Origin of the sequence: Streptomyces deccanensis (assembly GCF_022385335.1) — a bacterium.
GTDB classification, from domain to species: Bacteria; Actinomycetota; Actinomycetes; order Streptomycetales; family Streptomycetaceae; genus Streptomyces; species Streptomyces deccanensis.
The window spans coordinates 5,646,259-5,663,259 of sequence record NZ_CP092431.1 but is presented as its reverse complement, the minus strand read 5'-3'; the positions used below and the strand labels follow the sequence as shown (position 1 = coordinate 5,663,259).

The window sequence follows — 17,001 nt, the reverse complement described above, 5'->3', positions numbered from 1 at the left end:
GTCCCACCATTCGCCCTCGTGCGGGACCGTCCCCTCGGCACGGCGGACCAGGAAACGCCCAGGTCACCCCGCCATACCTGGCTGGGGGACGTATGGTCCGGCGCCCGCGCAGCAGATGCGGACCGTATGGTCCGGCCCCCGGCAGCAGATGCGGACCGTATCCAGGCGTCACTTCGGGACCGGGACGCGGGGACCGACTCAGGGGACCGGCCGGGGACCAAGGTCAGCTGGGGACCGGGAACCGATCGGGCCTACCACGAACGGGGACCGGGGGCCGAGGACCGGTTGGGGACCGGGGACCAACTGACGGTCAGGACCGTCCCCGAGCCAGCGGACCAAGCAGGAATCGGGGACCACCCGCGACCCCAGACCGGGACCGTCCCCGAAACGCGGTAACCGCAGGGCTCCGCCCTCTGCATCACCTACAGCACGGGCACGCCGCCCAGGGTTCCGCACGTGACTGGCGCACCGCCTCAAGCCAGTCCGACCACGTGACCTGCCTGCCCTCGTCGCAGCCTCGCCCGCATACACCGACCGACACGAGCGACCACTCTCCACGAAAACCACGGAGACAACCACCATGCACAACCAACAGCACCACAAGCCCTCCACCCCGCAGCAGCTGACACCCGTCACCCCCGAAACACCGGGAGCAAGTTGTTGCGTGAGTAGTACTCCCGTTGGGAGTACTACTCACGCGTCTCCCGCCTCGGGGGTGGCGGGAGAGGTCCAGCGCCAGGGGGCACTGGACCGTCCGGATGCGACCGAGGGCGGCTCGCATCCGAAGGGGGAACCAACCCACCCGTGTCACAACCCCCACTGCACGCACAGGACCCCGAATCAGCCGCCCGCGCGTAACCGCCCGCGCAAGGCCAAAGCCAGCAAACGCACGCACCTGATCGCCAGCCGCTTCAACGACGAAGAGAAGCAATCCCTCGTGGCCGCCGCGGCGGCCTGCGCCATGACACCGTCCGGCTTCCTCGCCCACGCCGCCCTCAGCGCCGCCCGCGACCTCACTCGCACCGCCGCCGAGGTGGCCGGCGAACGCGAAGTGATCGCGGAGCTGTTCAGCCTGCGACGTCACCTCGCCCAGATCGGCAACAACGTCAACCAGGTGGCCAAGGCCCTGAACTCAGGTGCGGACGCACCGCACGCCGAGGCCGTCCTCCAGGCCGTCCATCGCGCTGCGAAGCGGGTGGACTCCTTCACCCAGCACCGCTTGGACACCCAGAGGCGAATGGCATGATCCCCCGAGTCCACACACGCGGCACATGCACCATCGGCCTGATCTACTACCTGTACGGCCCCGGCACCCACGAGGAACACATCGACCCTCATCTGGTCGCCGCCTGGGACCCGCTCGCACCCGACCCCGGCCGCGACCCCGAAGCCACCTACGGCGACCTGCAGCAGCTCCTCGACCAGCCCGTCGACATGCTGGCGGAAGAGAACCGACCCGCCGAGCACGTGTGGCACCTGTCCGTACGGGCCGCGCCGGAGGACCCGATCCTCAGCGACGAGCAGTGGGGCGAGATCGCCCGCCGCATGGTCGCGGCCACCGGCATCGCACCGGACGGCGATAGCGCGGGCTGCAGATGGGCGGCCGTACGCCACGCCGACGACCATATCCACATCATCGCCACCATCGTCCGCGAAGACGGGCGCCAGGCCCGGCTGCGCAACGACGGCAAACGCTCGCAGGCCGAGGCGCGCAAGATCGAGATCGACTACGGGCTCCGCCGCCTCAACACGGGAGACGGCACCGCCGCCAAGCGGCCCACCAGTGCCGAGCGGCACAAAGCCGAACGCGAGGGCCGTGAACGCCCAGCCCGCGAAGAACTGCGCGAGACCGTACGACGGGCAGTGGCCGGGGCCACCGGCGAGGAGGAGTTCTTCAACCGGCTGGCCGACGCCGGCGTACTGATCCGCAAGCGCGTCGCGCCGTCCGGCGACCTGCTCGGCTACACGGTCGCGCTCCCCGACGACCGCAACGACAACAAGGAGCCGGTCTTCTACGCGGGATCCACCCTCTCCCCCGACCTGTCCCTGCCTCGCATCCGGAAGCGCTGGTCCGGCGACGAGACCTCCCAGTCAGGAGACGAGGAGCCGACGGAGCACGCTGACGGCACCCTGCCGAGCCGTCCGGCAACGGCACGTCGAGACGCGGCCACGACTGCGTGGCAGGCGCTGCTGGTCATCGACCAGGGCGATGACGCGGTGGTGGCCGCGCAGATCGCCGCCGCCGGAGAGGTCCTCGACGCACTCGCCAAGACCTCCGCCGCCCACGTCCGCACCCAACTACGCGAGGCCGCCTTCGCGTTCGAACGGGCCACCCGCTCCCACGTCAAGGCGGAACGCGGGCACGACCGTGCCCTGCGCCAAGCAGCCCGCGACCTCATCCACAGCGGCCCCGCCCTCGGCCGCGGAGAAGACGGCGCCACCACCGCGATGCTGATCGACATGGCGTTCTTCGTCATCACCGCCGCCAGCCACTGGCACGCCAAGAAGGAGCACGCCCAACAGGCCGCCGCCGCCCGCGACGCTGCCGAACACCTGCGCGCCGCCTACCGTGCCGCAGCCGACATCCCATTGGCGGCCCTGTACCAGCGCGGCCGACGCCTGTCCCAGCCCCTACGGCACAAGCAGGCCGCCCACCTACGAGCGGCCGTACCCGAACTGTCCGAACAGATCCTGACCGAGCCGGGCTGGTACGCCCTAGCGGCCACCCTCGCCGATGCCGAGAGCGCCGGCCACGATCCGGCGGCGCTGCTGGCCGGAGCCACCGCGCGGCGGGAGTTGGACACCGCCGACTCGATCAGCGACGTGCTCGTGTGGCGGCTACGACGCATGGCTGATCTACCTGCCGACGTGACCACGATGCCCGAACACACGACCACTGCGGCCAGGCGCAAAAGTCCTGTCCGGGCCTCGACGAACCGGAACAACGGATTTCGCAAGGCAAGGTGACTGCGGACAGACGCCAGTGCCCTCTGCCGAGGCAGAAGGCACTGATCGGGACAGGGCGTTCCGCGCACGCCGAAAGAACAACGTTTCCCTTCCGCGCCGGCGCGGAGTCGTCAACTGCGGCGCACCACGGTGATCCGCCCCTCCGCGCTCTCGGGCACGGTGCGGCGGGGAACCGGGACCAGTGAGGCCAGCGAGAAGGCGAACGCGGCGACCAGGTCGTGAGGGACGCTGGCACTGAAGGTCGCGCACCACAGATACGGGGCACCGAGGACAGGTTCCGCCCACGCCTGCCAACCCACCAGGTCGGGGCGTGGGTCGGCGTCCTGGATCAGCGGCGGCAGCATCTCCAGGGAGACGCAGGAGGAGAAACCGGGGTCCGTGGCGGTGGTCCGGGGGCGGTCCACATCACGGATCCAGCCTCGGCCACTCAGCACGTCCAGGACCGCCTCGGGCCCCTCGAAGCCCAGGTCCGGCGCCTCGCGGGCATCGATCGCCACGAGGAGGTCGGCGAGCGCTTCGTACGGGATACCAGTGGTGAAGTACGCGTTCCACTCCGTCATCGTGGAAGCCGGGTGCGGGCGGGCACTCAACTGCCAGGCCACGGGCAGTCCGCCCAACTCGAACGGGTAGGCCGCGAGGATCCACTCGGCGCCGCGCAGCCCCTCCGGGCTGACATACAGCAGGGTGTGGCGGGAGGTCGGCCATATGCGCCAGCCGAGGCCGGCCAACGTGTCGCCGATCCGCTCCGCGAGAACACCGTCGTCCCCGGCCAGATGACGCGGGGTAACCCAGTACACCGGGTCCGGCAAGTCAGGATGGAAGGATTCATCGGGGTGGTGCGGGTGCAGGGGCGCCTCCATGGGCTCGGGGACGGGAGGGGTCAGGGCTTGTACTCGGCATGTGGGGCGGCGACGGCCCAGAGAAGGTCACGCACGCGGACACACTCGGCCACAGTGTCCGGGTCCTCGACGATTTCCGACCCCAGCACTCGGCCCTCGGAGTCGAAGTGGCCGACGGCGAGGAGGTGGTCGTCGTACAGCCACCAATCGTTGCCCTTGACCGGGAACGTGATGCCCTCCGGCAACCGGTGCCGCGGCAGCCATCGGATGTCCTCGCCCGCGTCCTGGTTGAGATGGGTCAACGAGTGCTCCCAGCCGACGTACTGGGAGTGAGGCTGCGTGATGACCCGGACGCGCCTGACGGTCTTGCCCTCGCCCGTGACGCGCTTCATGAGCCCCATCCAGGGGCCGAGCCACGCGTAATCGTCGGGCTCGCCCCGCAGCCACCGCGCGTAGGGCGTGTCCTCGGTGGGAGACCCGTAGTCGTCCCTCAGCTCCAGGTGGAAGGCGTCGCGTTCGAAGCGGTTGAACAGCTTGTCACGCTGCGCCGGGGTGATCAGGTCCACTATCTTCCTCTCACCGTCGTTGACCTGTGGGTTCGGAAGGTCATCCACGTTGACAGGTCTTGCCGCAGCGCACCAGTCGTTTCGGGACCTTCCCTGTCTGCCTCCCGCGAACTGATGACTCCGCCTCGTGACGTGATCGTCAGGTAGCTCAGGGGCTGGGTGATACAGCGATGACTCCCACGTCCCCGTTCGCCTCCTGGGCAGCCGTGATCAGCTGTCTACGTCACGTGAGACCGCCAGTGAGGTGGGCTTCTCGCTCGGCTGCCAGGCGGATCGCCAGGGCTGCCGGCCCGATCTCGCTCATCGCCCAGAGGCTGCTGACCCGTCGGGCCCGCTGCCAGAGACGGTCGGCGGAGTTCTCGGGCGTGTGGAATGGCACAACCGGGATGCCGTGGATGGCGAACGGCCGGTGGTCAAGGTAGCGCAGGCCGCCTGTGCCGCACAGGTAGTGAGTGCTGCTGGTGATCAAGGAAAGGTCCGCCAGACGCTCGGACCGGCTCTGGCGGGTCGGGATGGTGCTGCTGTCCAGCACTTCACCGCTCCAGCCGAGTGCGGTGAGCAGGGCGATCGTCGATGTTCGGGCGAGGTCCGCGACGCAGTCCGTGGTCGCGAACCGGTCAAGGACCACGTCCAACACGTCACTCAGCGCAGGCCAGTGGCGGCTGCGGCCGTAGAACTGGCGGATGAGCAGGCTGACTGTACGCCGGGAGCGGTGCGGTTCGGCAAGCAGTGCCTGGTTGATCAGGGTCGAGCGTCCATGGGGCAGGTGCGTAGGGAGTGTGAGCCACTGCTGCCGGTCGGGATCGTCCAAGGCGGCGAGCCGGGCGCGGTGCTGGTAGTCGCGGCGCGCGAACTGCACATCGTCGAGGACGATCCACCGGTCGGCGGCATACAGCTTGGCCAGCGTGGAGAGCCGCGGGAAGAAGTTCGGCTGGTGAATCGCAGACACTCCGCCGCTCGCCCCGCATCGGCGAGTGTCAGCTGCCGATGAGACGGCTGTCGAAGCCAGCGCCCAGGAGGCGCTCGTAGGCGTCATGTACATCCCCCGGTACGTCCTGCTCGACGGCGAAGCCGAGCTTCGGGTACTCGATCACCCGCTGCAGATCGCCGACGAGCATGTCGACGACGAGCCGCTCGTCGCCGATGGACTTGATGTAGTCCTCCAGTTCCAGCGGCTCGGAGGCGCACACGACCTCCGCCTCGGGCCACAGCTTGCGGCAGGTCGCGTACGAGCGGCGTTCCATGTACGGCTTGGAGATCAGCAGCAGCGACTCCACCTCCGCACCGGCCCCGGCCAGCAGCTCGCGGGAGTAGGTGATGTTCTGCCCGGTGTTGGCCGCCTTCGGCTCGACCAGGATCGCCTCGTCGGGGACGCCCAGGCTCAGCGCGTGCTCGCGGTAGTGGACGGCCTCGCCGCGCGGGAAGCGGGCGCGCGTGGTGGGGCTGTTGCCGCCGCTGAACACCACGACGGGGAAAAGACCGGCCCGGTAGAGGTCGGCGGACGCAGTGGCCACTCCCAGGTCGTGGCTGCCCAGACCGATCGCCGCAGAGCACGGGCGTACCTCATGTCCCATCTGGTGGTAGTTCCAGATCAGCGTCGCGTCGTGGAACTGCTCGTCGGTGATCTGGCGCTGCTGGTGCTCCGGCACTGGTACTCCCTGGCTCATCGCTGCTGGCCCTTTCGGATGCCCTCGATGCTGCGCAGCTGGTGGCTTAGGCCGTACTGCCGGGCCATCTGTGCCGCCTGATCGAGGACGGACAACCCATCATTCCGGGTCGCCGCATCCGACAGAAGGATGTGCCCGTACGCGGTGTCCAGCCTCACCCGCTGCATCGGGGAGTCGACGGTGCCGGTGGTGCGCGCGATGGCGATGTTGTGCAGGGCCTCCTTCAGGTCTCCGGCACCCCTGTGAGCGAGTGCCAGCTTCTGGTGGGCGACCGACCAGTCCTCCGGCTCGCCCAGCTCTTCGAAGGCGTGGGTGGCGGCCGTCATCACGTTGGTGGCGTACTCGTTGTCGCCCTCCTTACTCAATGCCGTGCCCACCCAGAGGCGGGCCCTGGCACGGTCGCGAGGGCTCAAGCGCTCGTCCGCGGAGAGCAGTTCGTACTGCCGGGCAGAGGCTTCGAGTCGGCCCGACATCTCCTGTAGGACAGCAAGGGACAGCTCGATCTGTGCCACCCGGCGCGGGATGTCGAGCTCGGTGAACATGCCATGGGCGGTCCGGTACGAATGAACGGCGGACAGGGGGCCGAGGATCGTGCCCTGGTCCCGCTGGAGGTCGCCGAGAAGGACGAGGGAACGGCCGTACAGATACAGACCCTTGTCGTCCAAGTGGTGCGGGTCGTGGGTGCCCAGCCAGCGGTTCAACAGGGTCGAGGCGAAAGGGAAGTCCTGGCGGCTGACGCAGACCACGGCGCGCTCGATGTCCTCGGTCCAGGTCTCGTAGTCCGCCGGCCGCGCGGCTGTCCGCTCCGGAAAGAGGAGCTCATCGAACCGGGCCTGCGCGGCGGAGTCGGCGCGAGCGAGTGCGGTGTCGAGGATGGCCTGGGTGTCGGGCCGCGGCTGGGTCTCGGCTCCCAGGCTTTCCCACTTGGCCACCGTGCGCAGCGCGACTCCGAGGTGTTCGGCGAAAGCGCGCATGCTCATCCGCAGGGCGGCACGCAGAGCGCTCGCCTCCCGGCCCGACCAATGCTGCACGCTGACCACGAACAACCTCCTTCCGTCCCGTATGGAAGCACTCTCGGTGACGAGGCGGGGCGTGAAGTGCAACGGAAGTACAACACGAGTTCCTTTCAAGGCCGTTCGCCACGGTCGAGCCTGTGGGCATGGACGACGCACTCATCACGGAACGCCGCCCGGTCACCGGCCCGCAGGTCTTCGGCTACGTACGCCACGTCACCCATGGCCTCGCCCGTCACACGGCGCTCGTCGACTGCCTGGCCGACTACTGCCGTCGGCACGAACTGACGCTGTGCGGCGTCTTCACCGACCGCGAGGCAAAATCGGCTGTCCGCTCCCCTGCCTTCGTCGGGCTTCTCGACGCCCTCGAACTTCCCGACACTTACGGCTCCGTGATTCCCGCCCTCAGCCACCTCGGCCCCAAACGGGTTGCCGCGGAACGGAAGCGGCAGATAGCCGCGACCAGCACCCGTCTGGTCGTCATCCGCTCCATCACACCGACAACGAGTCGCGAGCATTCCCTCGACGGCAGCCGCGGCCTCCAGCAACAGGGAGGTACGTGATGTCCGTTCGTGAGGCGCTATCCAGCGCCCCCATGGTCAACGACGTACCCGGACTGCGTCTGCTCCGAGTCGGCGACCACTGGGACTTCGTCCGGGCGCCTGCGGACATCGGCTTCCTTGCCTTGGCCCACCTCCGCGCCACGGGTCAGCCGATCGGTCCCGTGCTGTACGACGGGCCCAATCAGCGTCTCTACTACGCGATCAGGACCGGAACCGCAGGAAGCTGGGGCGACCTGCCGGTGCGGCATCTCTCCAGCAACTCATGGCTGGTGGCCCCTGGCCTGGAACGGATGGACGACTGGTTCGGCGGCTGGTGCGAACTGCCCGACGACGAGACCCTCACGGACGCCGACGCCCTCCGGGAGGCACTCCAGCATCCGTACGTCACCGTCGGCCAGACATCGCCCTCCGTCCTCTTTCCCTAGAGCACAGACGAGTTCCACAGCCTGCCAATCGGTCCGGCTCAAGGAGAGATCCGTGACTATCCGCCCCGTCTCGTCGAACATCGTCCTCGGTGATGCAGACACCCTGGCTCCTCGTACTCGTGCCGTGGTCTGCCACAAGCAGTGGACGCTCCAGCCCGATCGCGAGCCGGACGCCGAGCCCACCGCCTACGCCATGCAGTGCGCGGTCTGCGACGACACATCGCCGGCGAGCACCGACTTCGCCGAACCGCAGAACTGGGTCTTCGAACACGGCGGCCAGAACCCCTCCCACCACACCTACCGGGAGATCATCACCCGGCCGTGGCGGGCCTGGTGGAAACCGTGAGGAAGCGTGCAGCGCCACCCCCCTGAACTCCCGCTCCGGGCGGATCAACCGCCCGAGCCCCTAGGACAGGTCGAGCGCCGTCCGGAGCGGGGCACCACCCCAAGTCCCCGAACCTCAAGGAGGAGTAGTGACCACCTCGAACCCCGCCAACAGGGCGGACCAGCCCACCACGGAGTCCGGCTTGGTGAAGGCCCGCCGTCGGATCCAGGCCGCCCGCGAGCGGGGCGTCACCCCGTCCGACGGCGGCAGCACCGGCCGCACCGACGGCAACGACTGATCCGGGAGGAGACGCGTTGTCGCCACTGAACCTGGCGGCCCACCTGGGCCAGGACGAGTTCCTGGCCCAGGTGCTCCACCGCCACTACCTCCACGTCCCGTCCGCCATCCCTGACCCGGGTGACCTGATCACCTGGGACGACGTCAACAGCATCCTGGCCACCCACCGCCTGGAACCGCCCCGCTTCCGCCTGTCCGCGGACGGCGAGATGCTGCCCGCCCACCGCTACACCGCCCCGGTCGCCACCCGCCGGCACACCGTCTGGCAACGCATGCACCCAGCCGAGCTGCACGCCCGGCTCGCCGAGGGCGCCTCCCTGGTCATCGACGCCGTCGACGAAATCCACCCGCCCATCGGCGACGCAGCCATGGAACTGGAGCAGTGGCTGCGCACCGGCGTCCAGACCAACCTGTACGCCTCATTCACCCCTCGCGAGGGCTTCGGCGTGCACTGGGACGACCACGACGTCGTCGTCATCCAGATCGACGGCGCAAAACGCTGGAAGCTGTACGGCCCCACCCGCACCGCCCCCATGTACAAGGACACCGACGAGCCCGAACCACCGCCCGAGAATCCGCTCGCGGAACTGGTCCTGCACCCAGGCGACATGCTGTATCTCCCGCGCGGTTGGTGGCACTCGGTGGCCGCATCCGAAGGCGAGCACTCCCTCCACCTCACCTTCGGCATCCAGACCACCACCGGCGCCCAGCTCCTATCCTGGCTTGCCGATGACCTACGCCGCCACGACGCCCTACGCGAGGACCTTCCCGTACACGCAACGCCTGCGCAGCAGGCCACGTACCTGGAGCGGCTGCGCAAGGAAGTCACCGCCGCCCTGGAAAACCCCGGATTGCTCGACCGGTACACGGCAACGCGCGACGGCACCGACCTCACCCGCCTCCGCCCGAGCCTCCCCCACATCACCGGACTCCCCGCAGAACCGGACCTCCGCATCCGACTGACCACCACCCGCGCGCACATAAGCCCTGCTCCCGACGGGGACGGAGTGATCTTCCGGGCCTGCGACAACGAATGGGAGTTGGCCAAGGAGGCGCTACCGCTGCTTCAGCGCCTGACGGCCGCCGCACCCGGCACCGTCTCCCTCGGCGAACTCGTCGCCGCAACCGGAATCCCCATCACCGACGTGGCGGCCGTCATGTCCGATCTGCTGAACGGTCAAGCGGCCACCGTCCTCGAAGGAGGCCGGCGATGACGAGCGCATCTCTCGGGCTGGGCACCTACCGCATCCACCCGTTGGCACTGTCCGACGCCGTCATCCGCGCAGCCGCAGACCCGACCAGCGCCTGGATCGACACAGCCCCCAACTACCTCAACGGGCAAGCCCAGTCACTACTCGCCCCGGCTCTCGCGCAGCACCGGATCCCGGTTTCTACCAAGATCGGATTCCTCACCAACCGAGCCGCCAGGGACGCCGTCCTCGACGGAACCCTCACCACCGGTGCCGCCGAACGCGGACACTGCCTGAGCAGCCCGTACGTCCACTGGCAGTGCTCCCGCAACCGCACCGAACTCGGCCGCGACCACCTCGACCTCGTCTTCGCCCACAACCCCGAGCAGACCGACGGGGACCCATACGAAGCCCTGCGCGACGCCTTCACCGCCCTCGAAGCAGAAGCGGCAAGCGGCGCCCTGAGCGCGTACGGCGTCGCCACTTGGGACGGTTTCGACACCGGCACCCTGAACGTCCCCGCCCTGCACCGACTGGCCACCGAAGTCGCCGGCACGGAACACCACCACCTACGGGCTATCCAACTGCCCGTATCCCTCGTCACCGCCACCGCGTTCACCCAGGCCCTGGACGAAGGAGGCCCGATCGCCCAGGCCGCCGAACTCGGATGGCAGGTCTACGCCTCAGCACCCTTGTTCGGCGGCCAACTCCCCCACCTGGCCACCCCCGAACTCACCGCACTCCTCAACCCCGGCCTCACCATCCCCCAGGCATGCCTCCTCGCCACGGCCTCCTGCCCAGGAGTGACGCGGATTCTGCTCTCCACCTCCACCCCGGCACACTGGGCCGAGGCTCAACGGGCCGTACGCTGCCCCGCCATCCCCGTCCCCACGCTGCGAAGGGTGCTGGATGTACTCGCCGCCGACCAATGCCGCCGACCAACAGCGCATGCGCGAGGCGTTCACACGAGCCGTCATGACACTCGACGCCACGGTGGCCGGGCCTGAAGTCTGGGGCTGGCACGGACGCACCCTGAGCAGCCGTGTCCAGCACCCGGACCGCGGAGCCTGCTGGCTCAGGCTGCTCACCACACGTGAGGACAACGCGAGCGGGAAAATCTGGGACGGCAACAGGCAGGCAGCCACGCTCTTCGACGGACAGGTCCGCAAACCACTGCTGTACGACACCGCGGACGCCATCGGCGACGGCCACGCCTACCGCGCTGAACTGCACGAGTACGTCACCGAACCCGCCGTTTCCCTCAGCCCCGTCTTGCACAGGGACCCGGATCCGCCGGACTCGTGGTGGGACTCACTGCGCACCGACCTGGACCACGTCAGCCGTGTCCTCACGGACCGCGTAGCCGTACGCCAGGAATGGGTGGACCGCACCGTCCCTCGCTTCCTCGGCATCCCCGGCCCCCGCATCACGGACTGGACGACAGCCCACGGGGACCTCCACACCGCCAACCTCACCAGCACCACCCCCTACCTGCTCGACTGGGAAGGCTTCGGCCGGGCACCCGTCGGCTACGACGCCGCCATGCTCCTGGCCTACTCGCTGCTCGTACCCGCATTCGCCCAGCGCGTCCGGCATGCCTTCCCTGTACTCAAGACAGAACCCGGACGCATCGCACAGATCATCGTCATCACCGAACTGCTGCAGTCAGCCTCACGCGGAGACCAGCCCGAACTCGTCCCGGCGCTCCGGTCCCTGGCCACAGATCTGGCCTGATCAGGGAGAAGGTGACCAACAGAGTCTCCCTGACCCCGGTTGTCCCCGACGATCAACTCGGGAAAAGCGTGAGCACCTCATGAGCGGCTGGCTTTGTGCCTTCCTGGGATGCGTCCAGGGAAAGGCGCGGCCTCGTCATCGACGCCGTGGCGTAGACCTCGTTCGCAAGCTCGAAGGGCAGGCCCGAACGGGCGACAAGGTCGTCGAACGACACACCCGTCTCCTCACAAAGGCGGACCGCCTTTTCGAGCAGGAGGGGTGCTTCACGAGGGCCGAGATCGCAAGGCTCGGGGTCGCCATGCTGAGAGAGCATCATCATGGCGCGCTTGTACGTCGTCTCCCGGAAGGCACCGAGGGCGTGGGCACGGTAGACGAGGGCCTTGAGCGATGCGCCCCAGCGTCGCTTCAGCGCGTAAAGCGCCTCCCAGTCCAGCCTCTTCGGCAGCTCCGCAAGGATCTCAGCGCTTGGCATCAGAAATTCAGCCGCGAAGTCGTGCGCCTGGTTCTCGACGATCCTGCTGCCGGGCTCAGCGTCAAGGTGCATGACCAGGTGCCCGGCCTCGTGCGCGGCGTCGAAGCGAGATCGAGCCTTGTCGTTCTTGGCGGGGTTCCGGAAGACCAGCGGCCTGGTCCCATACCAATGCGAGAAGGCATCCACCCGTTTGGACATCGCAGGAAGCTCCAGGACCACGGCGCCATGGGCTTCGAGTAGTCGTGTCACATGCGGGATCGGGCCGCTGGGCACCCCCATGGCCTCACGGGCCTCGCGCGCTACGGCCGCGATGTCCGCCCTGCTCGGCTCAGCCGGCAGAGCAAGGCGCGGCAGGGCCGCAGGGGGGAGTTCCACGTAGTGCTCGACGGTTGTCACCAGCCGCCAGACGATCTTGCCGAACGCGACCGCCTGATCCCGCTGAAGTTGCGTCGTCGCCCGGAGGCTTCGGAAATGGGCGGCACTGGGCACCGTCGGATGCGGATGACCTGTAGCGAAGAAAGTGGCGGGCACTCCCAGCGCCATGGCCAACTGCGCAACAACCGTGCTTGAAGGCCGACTCTGGCCCAGCTCGTACTGACTGACCGCTGCCGGCGTGAGCCCGACCTGTTTGGCAAGCTCGTTCTTGCGGAGCCCTCGAAGCTGACGAGCCGTGGTCAGAGCTTCGGGTTCGAAGGAACGGGAGGCGAGCTCAGCGCCTCTCGATCCTCGCGGCGGTGTCGGCATTAATTTCTCAGTCTGTGTTCTCGCGCTCTTCGCGCGTGTCTTCGGTGCGCCGGCGAAGCGGCAGGTCGTTCTCCTTGAGGTCAGTGTGATCAGGCGCCTTGGGTGCCTCCTCTTCAACGGTACGGTCCTCGTCGGAATCCGTTTCAGACGCCGGCTCGCGGTCCTGATCTGAGAGGCTCTCCTCGGGCAACTCGCCGTGCACAACAAGCTCGTCCGCGGCCGATCGCGGAGCCGGAAGTCCCAACTGGAGATCATTGTGGATCTCGATCGTCCCATCAAGCCAGGGCGAACCGCCCTCACGGTTGTCCCGCGGAAGACCCACCTCGATGACGCAGTTTCCCGTCTCCGGATCACCCGTGTGCACGATCCGAACATGCCCCTGAGGAACAGCTGCCGCGAAGCTGTCGGCCCAGTCGGGGTCCTGGTCGAACGCCATCTGATCCTGAGCAGTGCTGTTTTGCACGGCACCCCGAAGTCGGGCGGCGCTGCCGTCCCAGCTGAGCTGTTCGAGCTTGTCCCGCACCTTTCCAGGGGCAGTGAGCGGGAACTTGTAGACCCTCACGACCCACCGCTGGGAGATGACCTCGATCGCCCCGCCTGCGACCTTTCGGACCGGAATCCCTGCCTGGTGGAGCTTCTGGAAGGAGAGGTTGGCGATGTTCCGCCAGACCAACTGAGCAAAAGTGCCGTTGTCGTCCCCGTGAGACGGGTCATGACGGTCGGCGTTGGTCGCGTACACATCGCGCGCGACGTCCCGGATGATCTCCAGCACCCGCCGGAGATCACTCACAGCCTGCTGCAGAGTGATTTCCACGCCGCGACGATACCAGAAGGCCACGAATAGTGCGTGAGAATAAAGCAGATGGGTTGGTCAGCGGCACGCACCTCAAGTACATCAGGGTGCCCATGCTGCAGGCGTCCTCGAGACGGCAGGCGGCCGGGGCGCTTCGCTTCACTGCTCGGCAACCCCTTCCGCTTTGAGATGGGGTCAGTTCAAGCCTGGACCGCAAGGTCGTCGAGCAGTCCACGGACGCGGCGTTCGACGTGGTCGCGATCGGGGCGCACGTCGTCGCCGGTTCCGCTCTCTGGCTCGTCGAGAGTTCCGTCGTGTCCGGAGTACTCGCGACCCGCTGGCCCACCGTCATGCTCGACGTGCCTGGACAGCCCGGTCTGAGCGCTGACGTCCGCCCACGTCTGGGTCGGTCCGCGTGGTGCGGGCGATTGCTGACCGAGGCACTGGAGCAGGCGGGGCCGGCGCCGGCCCTGCTCATCGGGCACTCGTCCGGCGAACATCTTGACGCACTCTTAGCGGGAACCGGCATGGAGGACCGAGTGAAGATTGCCGGAAGCCAGCAATGCGCTTCGAGTGTTCCCCAGGCAGGATTGGTCGGGAGGGAAGCACGCGGATCGGCCTCGGTGCCGGGCACCGGCAGGTGACCGGCACTAGGCCCTGGAGTGTGCGCTGAGGCTGTCACAGATGGGGACGATCGGGGGATCGGAATGCGGACGCTCTTCGAAGCCGCCACGACTTACCCAGTGTTCCCCTTCACCGTCGCCCTGATCGTGGTCGTGTGCTTCTGGCTGCTGGTCGCGGTGGGCGCGGCTCACTCCGGCAGCTTCGACGAGGATGCGGACGCCGAACTCTGGGGCCTGGGCGGGGTGCCGGTTTCCGTAGGGTTCTCGCTGGTGACGGGCGCGGCCTGGCTCGGCAGCATCTGCGCGTCCGCTCTCCTGGATCCGCTTGTCCTCTCGGGTCCGGTGCGCGCGTTGACCGGGATCGCCGTACTGATCGCCGCGCCGCTGTTCGCCTGGCGGGTGGCACGCGTGCTCGTACGGCCGTTGCACCGCCTCTTCCCCGATGAACCCGGGCCGTCCGTGCCGGGCGAGGCCCGCACGGGCGACGCCATCGGACTGCGAGACGACGACAGCCAAGACCCCCGCTGGGGGACGTCACACGACATCGCGCTTCATCCGCGGGACCGCGCCGCCTGACCCGCAAAGCCGCCTGCCCCACAACACCGCCGGATCTCTCCCCGGCTCTTCTTCCTCACGCTTCAACTCCCTTACGCCTCAAGGACGTATGCCATGGTCACCATGATCGTGGGCATCGGCGCGCTCGTCGCCGTCTGCCTGCTCGCCGTACTCGTCGTCGCCCGCCTGTTCCGCAAGGTGGAGCAGGGCAAGGCGCTGATCGTCTCCAAGATGCGCAAGGTCGACGTGACCTTCACCGGGCAGGTCGTGCTGCCGGTGCTGCACAAGGCCGAGGTGATGGACATCTCGGTGAAGACCATCGAGATCACGCGGGCCGGCCGTGAGGGACTGATCTGCCAGGACAACATCCGCGCGGACATCCGGATCTCGTTCTTCGTCAAGGTCAACAAGACCGTCGAGGACGTCATCAAGGTGGCCCAGGCCGTCGGCACGGCACGGGCGAGTGACCGGGACACGTTGCAGGAGCTGTTCCACGCGAAGTTCTCCGAGGCGCTGAAGACCGTCGGCAAGCAGTTGGACTTCACCGACCTCTACACCAAGCGTGAGGAGCTGCGGTACCGGATCATCGAGGTCATCGGCGTCGATCTCAACGGCTACCACCTGGAGGACGCGGCGATCGACTACCTGGAGCAGACGCCGCTGACGCAGCTCGACCCGGCCAACGTCCTTGACGCGCAGGGCATCCGGAAGATCACCGAGCTGACGGCCGTGGAGCATGTGCGCACCAACGAGGCGCAGCGCCATGAGGAGAAGGAGATCACCCGGCAGAACGTCGACGCCCGCGAGGCGATCCTGGAGTTGGAGCGCCGCCAGGCGGATGCCGAGATCAAGCAGCGCCGGGAGATCGAGACGGTACGGGCCCGTGAGGAGGCCGAGACGGCGCGGGTGATGGAGGAGGAGCGGCTCCGGTCGCAGGGTGCGTTCCTGCGGACCGAGGAGCAGTTGGGTGTGCAGCGGGAGAACCAGGCCCGTGAGGTCGCGGTCGCCGCGAAGAACCGTGAGCGGGTCATCGCCATCGAGACCGAGCGGATCGAGAAGGACCGTCTCCTCGAAGTCATCGCGAGGGAGCGGGAGACCGAGTTGACGCGGATCGCCGCGTCGAAGGAGGTCGAGGCGGAGAAGCGGGAGATCGCCGAGGTCATCCGCGAGCGTGTCGCCGTGGACCGTACGGTCGCCGAGCAGGAGGAGTCCATCAAGAAGCTGCGGGCCGTGGAGGAGGCGGAGCGGCAGCGGCAGACCGTGATCATCGCTGCCGAGGCTCAGGCGCAGGAGAAGCTGGTCAAGGACATCAAGGCGGCGGAGGCCGCCGAGCAGGCCGCCACGCACCGGGCCGCCGAGGAACTGACCCTGGCCGAGGCGCGGTTGAAGACGGCCGACCTCGACGCGCGGGCCAAACTGCGGCTCGCCGAGGGCGTCCAGGCCGAATCCGCCGCCGAGGGCCTCGCGGCCGTCCAGGTCCGCGACAAGGAGGCCGAGGTCATCGAGAAGGCGGGCCGTGCGGAGGCCGAGGCGACGCAGGCCCGGCTGCGCGCCGAAGCCGACGGTGCGCGGGCCAAGGCGCTGGCCGAGGCCGAGGGCATCAGTGGGAAGCTGAAGGCCGAGGCCGCCGGTCTCACCGACAAGGCCGCCGCCATGGCCGCCCTGGACGACGCCTCCCGCGGCCACGAGGAGTACCGGCTGCGGCTGGAGGCGGAGAAGGACATCCGGCTGGCCGGGCTGGACGTGCAGCGGCAGGTCGCCGAGGCGCAGGCCACGGTGCTGGCCACCGGGCTGGAGAACGCCGACATCAACATCGTCGGCGGGGAGTCGGTGTTCCTCGACCGGCTGGTGTCCTCGATCGCGCTCGGCAAGGGCGTCGACGGCTTCGTCCAGCACTCCGAGACCGCCCAGGCGCTGGCGAAGCCCTGGCTGGACGGCACCTCCAGCTTCACCGACGACCTCGGCCGCGTCCTCGGCTCCGTATCGACGGCTGATGTGCGGGAACTGACCGTCTCCGCGCTGCTGATGAAGCTCATGAAGACGGGCGGGGCCGACTCGGCCGCGCTGAGGCAGCTGCTCGACAAGGCCGGTGAGCTGGGTCTCGCGGACGCCTCGCTCACCGCTCTGAACGGCAGCGTCGCCAAGGTCTGACCGGCGGCCCATGATCCGCGGTCCGGAGCTGCCGCACAGGGGACGGCGGCTCCGGACCGTGCTCCACCGACTTGAGA

At 68.3% G+C, this 17,001-nt stretch carries 18 protein-coding genes; 11 read left to right on the top strand and 7 right to left on the bottom strand.

All coding sequences use genetic code 11. The features are described 5' to 3' along the window. Positions 1 to 895 precede the first annotated feature (895 nt). Together L3078_RS25265 and L3078_RS25260 are read left to right on the top strand one after the other, a co-directional pair. On the top strand, positions 896 to 1,246 hold the full coding sequence (locus L3078_RS25265; protein ID WP_420864185.1) for a plasmid mobilization protein: 351 nt from the start codon (positions 896 to 898) through the stop codon (positions 1,244 to 1,246). Then, positions 1,243 to 2,967 carry a relaxase/mobilization nuclease domain-containing protein gene (locus L3078_RS25260; RefSeq protein ID WP_239756233.1) on the top strand — a complete coding sequence of 575 codons (1,725 nt, stop codon included), beginning with the start codon at positions 1,243 to 1,245 and terminating at the stop codon, positions 2,965 to 2,967. The genes L3078_RS25265 and L3078_RS25260 overlap by 4 nt, the downstream gene beginning before the upstream one ends. A 110-nt stretch (positions 2,968 to 3,077) precedes the next feature. Here L3078_RS25260 and L3078_RS25255 read toward each other — a convergent pair whose 3' ends face one another. The 5 genes from L3078_RS25255 to L3078_RS25235 form a co-directional block, all read right to left on the bottom strand. Further along, positions 3,078 to 3,827, bottom strand: a complete 750-nt coding sequence (locus L3078_RS25255) for an SPDY domain-containing protein (RefSeq protein WP_420864096.1) — start codon at positions 3,825 to 3,827, stop codon at positions 3,078 to 3,080. Between the two features lie 20 nt (positions 3,828 to 3,847). Continuing rightward, positions 3,848 to 4,420 carry a DUF6879 family protein gene (locus tag L3078_RS25250; RefSeq protein ID WP_239756232.1) on the bottom strand — a complete coding sequence of 191 codons (573 nt, stop codon included), beginning with the start codon at positions 4,418 to 4,420 and terminating at the stop codon, positions 3,848 to 3,850. A gap of 175 nt (positions 4,421 to 4,595) precedes the next feature. Further along, entirely contained in the window at positions 4,596 to 5,321 is a 726-nt protein-coding gene (locus L3078_RS25245) for a WbqC family protein (RefSeq protein WP_239756231.1), read from the bottom strand. A 28-nt stretch (positions 5,322 to 5,349) separates the two neighbouring features. Further along, complete coding sequence (locus L3078_RS25240; protein WP_239756230.1) at positions 5,350 to 6,039, bottom strand: YdcF family protein; 690 nt, start codon at positions 6,037 to 6,039, stop codon at positions 5,350 to 5,352. Next, positions 6,036 to 7,079: a helix-turn-helix domain-containing protein gene (locus tag L3078_RS25235; protein WP_239756229.1), complete on the bottom strand. Its 1,044-nt coding sequence runs from the start codon at positions 7,077 to 7,079 to the stop codon at positions 6,036 to 6,038. The genes L3078_RS25240 and L3078_RS25235 overlap by 4 nt, the downstream gene beginning before the upstream one ends. 119 nt (positions 7,080 to 7,198) lie before the next feature. Between L3078_RS25235 and L3078_RS25230 the strand changes: the two genes are divergently transcribed. The 7 genes from L3078_RS25230 (at position 7,199) to L3078_RS25200 (ending at position 11,586) form a co-directional block, all read left to right on the top strand. Next, positions 7,199 to 7,615 (top strand): hypothetical protein, encoded by a 417-nt coding sequence (locus L3078_RS25230; protein ID WP_239756228.1) that lies wholly within the window; start codon positions 7,199 to 7,201, stop codon positions 7,613 to 7,615. Beyond that, a complete protein-coding gene (locus L3078_RS25225; RefSeq protein WP_239756227.1) occupies positions 7,615 to 8,040 on the top strand; it encodes a hypothetical protein in 426 nt (141 codons plus the stop codon). Before L3078_RS25230 ends, L3078_RS25225 begins: the two co-directional genes overlap by 1 nt. 52 nt (positions 8,041 to 8,092) lie before the next feature. After that, a complete protein-coding gene (locus tag L3078_RS25220) occupies positions 8,093 to 8,386 on the top strand; it encodes a DUF7848 domain-containing protein (RefSeq protein ID WP_420864095.1) in 294 nt (97 codons plus the stop codon). A 127-nt stretch (positions 8,387 to 8,513) separates the two neighbouring features. Then, positions 8,514 to 8,663, top strand: coding sequence for a hypothetical protein (locus L3078_RS25215; RefSeq protein WP_239756226.1), 150 nt, complete (start codon positions 8,514 to 8,516; stop codon positions 8,661 to 8,663). Positions 8,664 to 8,679: 16 nt separating this feature from the next. Further along, positions 8,680 to 9,876, top strand: a complete 1,197-nt coding sequence (locus L3078_RS25210) for a cupin domain-containing protein (RefSeq protein WP_239756225.1) — start codon at positions 8,680 to 8,682, stop codon at positions 9,874 to 9,876. Continuing rightward, positions 9,873 to 10,859, top strand: a complete 987-nt coding sequence (locus tag L3078_RS25205) for an aldo/keto reductase (RefSeq protein ID WP_239756224.1) — start codon at positions 9,873 to 9,875, stop codon at positions 10,857 to 10,859. Before L3078_RS25210 ends, L3078_RS25205 begins: the two co-directional genes overlap by 4 nt. After that, on the top strand, positions 10,828 to 11,586 hold the full coding sequence (locus tag L3078_RS25200) for a phosphotransferase (RefSeq protein ID WP_239756223.1): 759 nt from the start codon (positions 10,828 to 10,830) through the stop codon (positions 11,584 to 11,586). Before L3078_RS25205 ends, L3078_RS25200 begins: the two co-directional genes overlap by 32 nt. 52 nt (positions 11,587 to 11,638) lie before the next feature. On the opposite strand, the gene L3078_RS25195 is transcribed toward L3078_RS25200, so the two are convergent. After that, positions 11,639 to 12,802, bottom strand: a complete 1,164-nt coding sequence (locus tag L3078_RS25195; protein WP_275593167.1) for a helix-turn-helix domain-containing protein — start codon at positions 12,800 to 12,802, stop codon at positions 11,639 to 11,641. Positions 12,803 to 12,809: 7 nt separating this feature from the next. Then, positions 12,810 to 13,616: a hypothetical protein gene (locus tag L3078_RS25190; protein WP_239756221.1), complete on the bottom strand. Its 807-nt coding sequence runs from the start codon at positions 13,614 to 13,616 to the stop codon at positions 12,810 to 12,812. A gap of 722 nt (positions 13,617 to 14,338) precedes the next feature. Here L3078_RS25190 and L3078_RS25185 point away from each other — a divergent pair. Together L3078_RS25185 and L3078_RS25180 are read left to right on the top strand one after the other, a co-directional pair. After that, positions 14,339 to 14,794 (top strand): hypothetical protein, encoded by a 456-nt coding sequence (locus L3078_RS25185; RefSeq protein WP_239756220.1) that lies wholly within the window; start codon positions 14,339 to 14,341, stop codon positions 14,792 to 14,794. A 93-nt stretch (positions 14,795 to 14,887) separates the two neighbouring features. After that, complete coding sequence (locus tag L3078_RS25180) at positions 14,888 to 16,924, top strand: flotillin family protein (RefSeq protein ID WP_239756219.1); 2,037 nt, start codon at positions 14,888 to 14,890, stop codon at positions 16,922 to 16,924. Positions 16,925 to 17,001 lie beyond the last annotated feature (77 nt).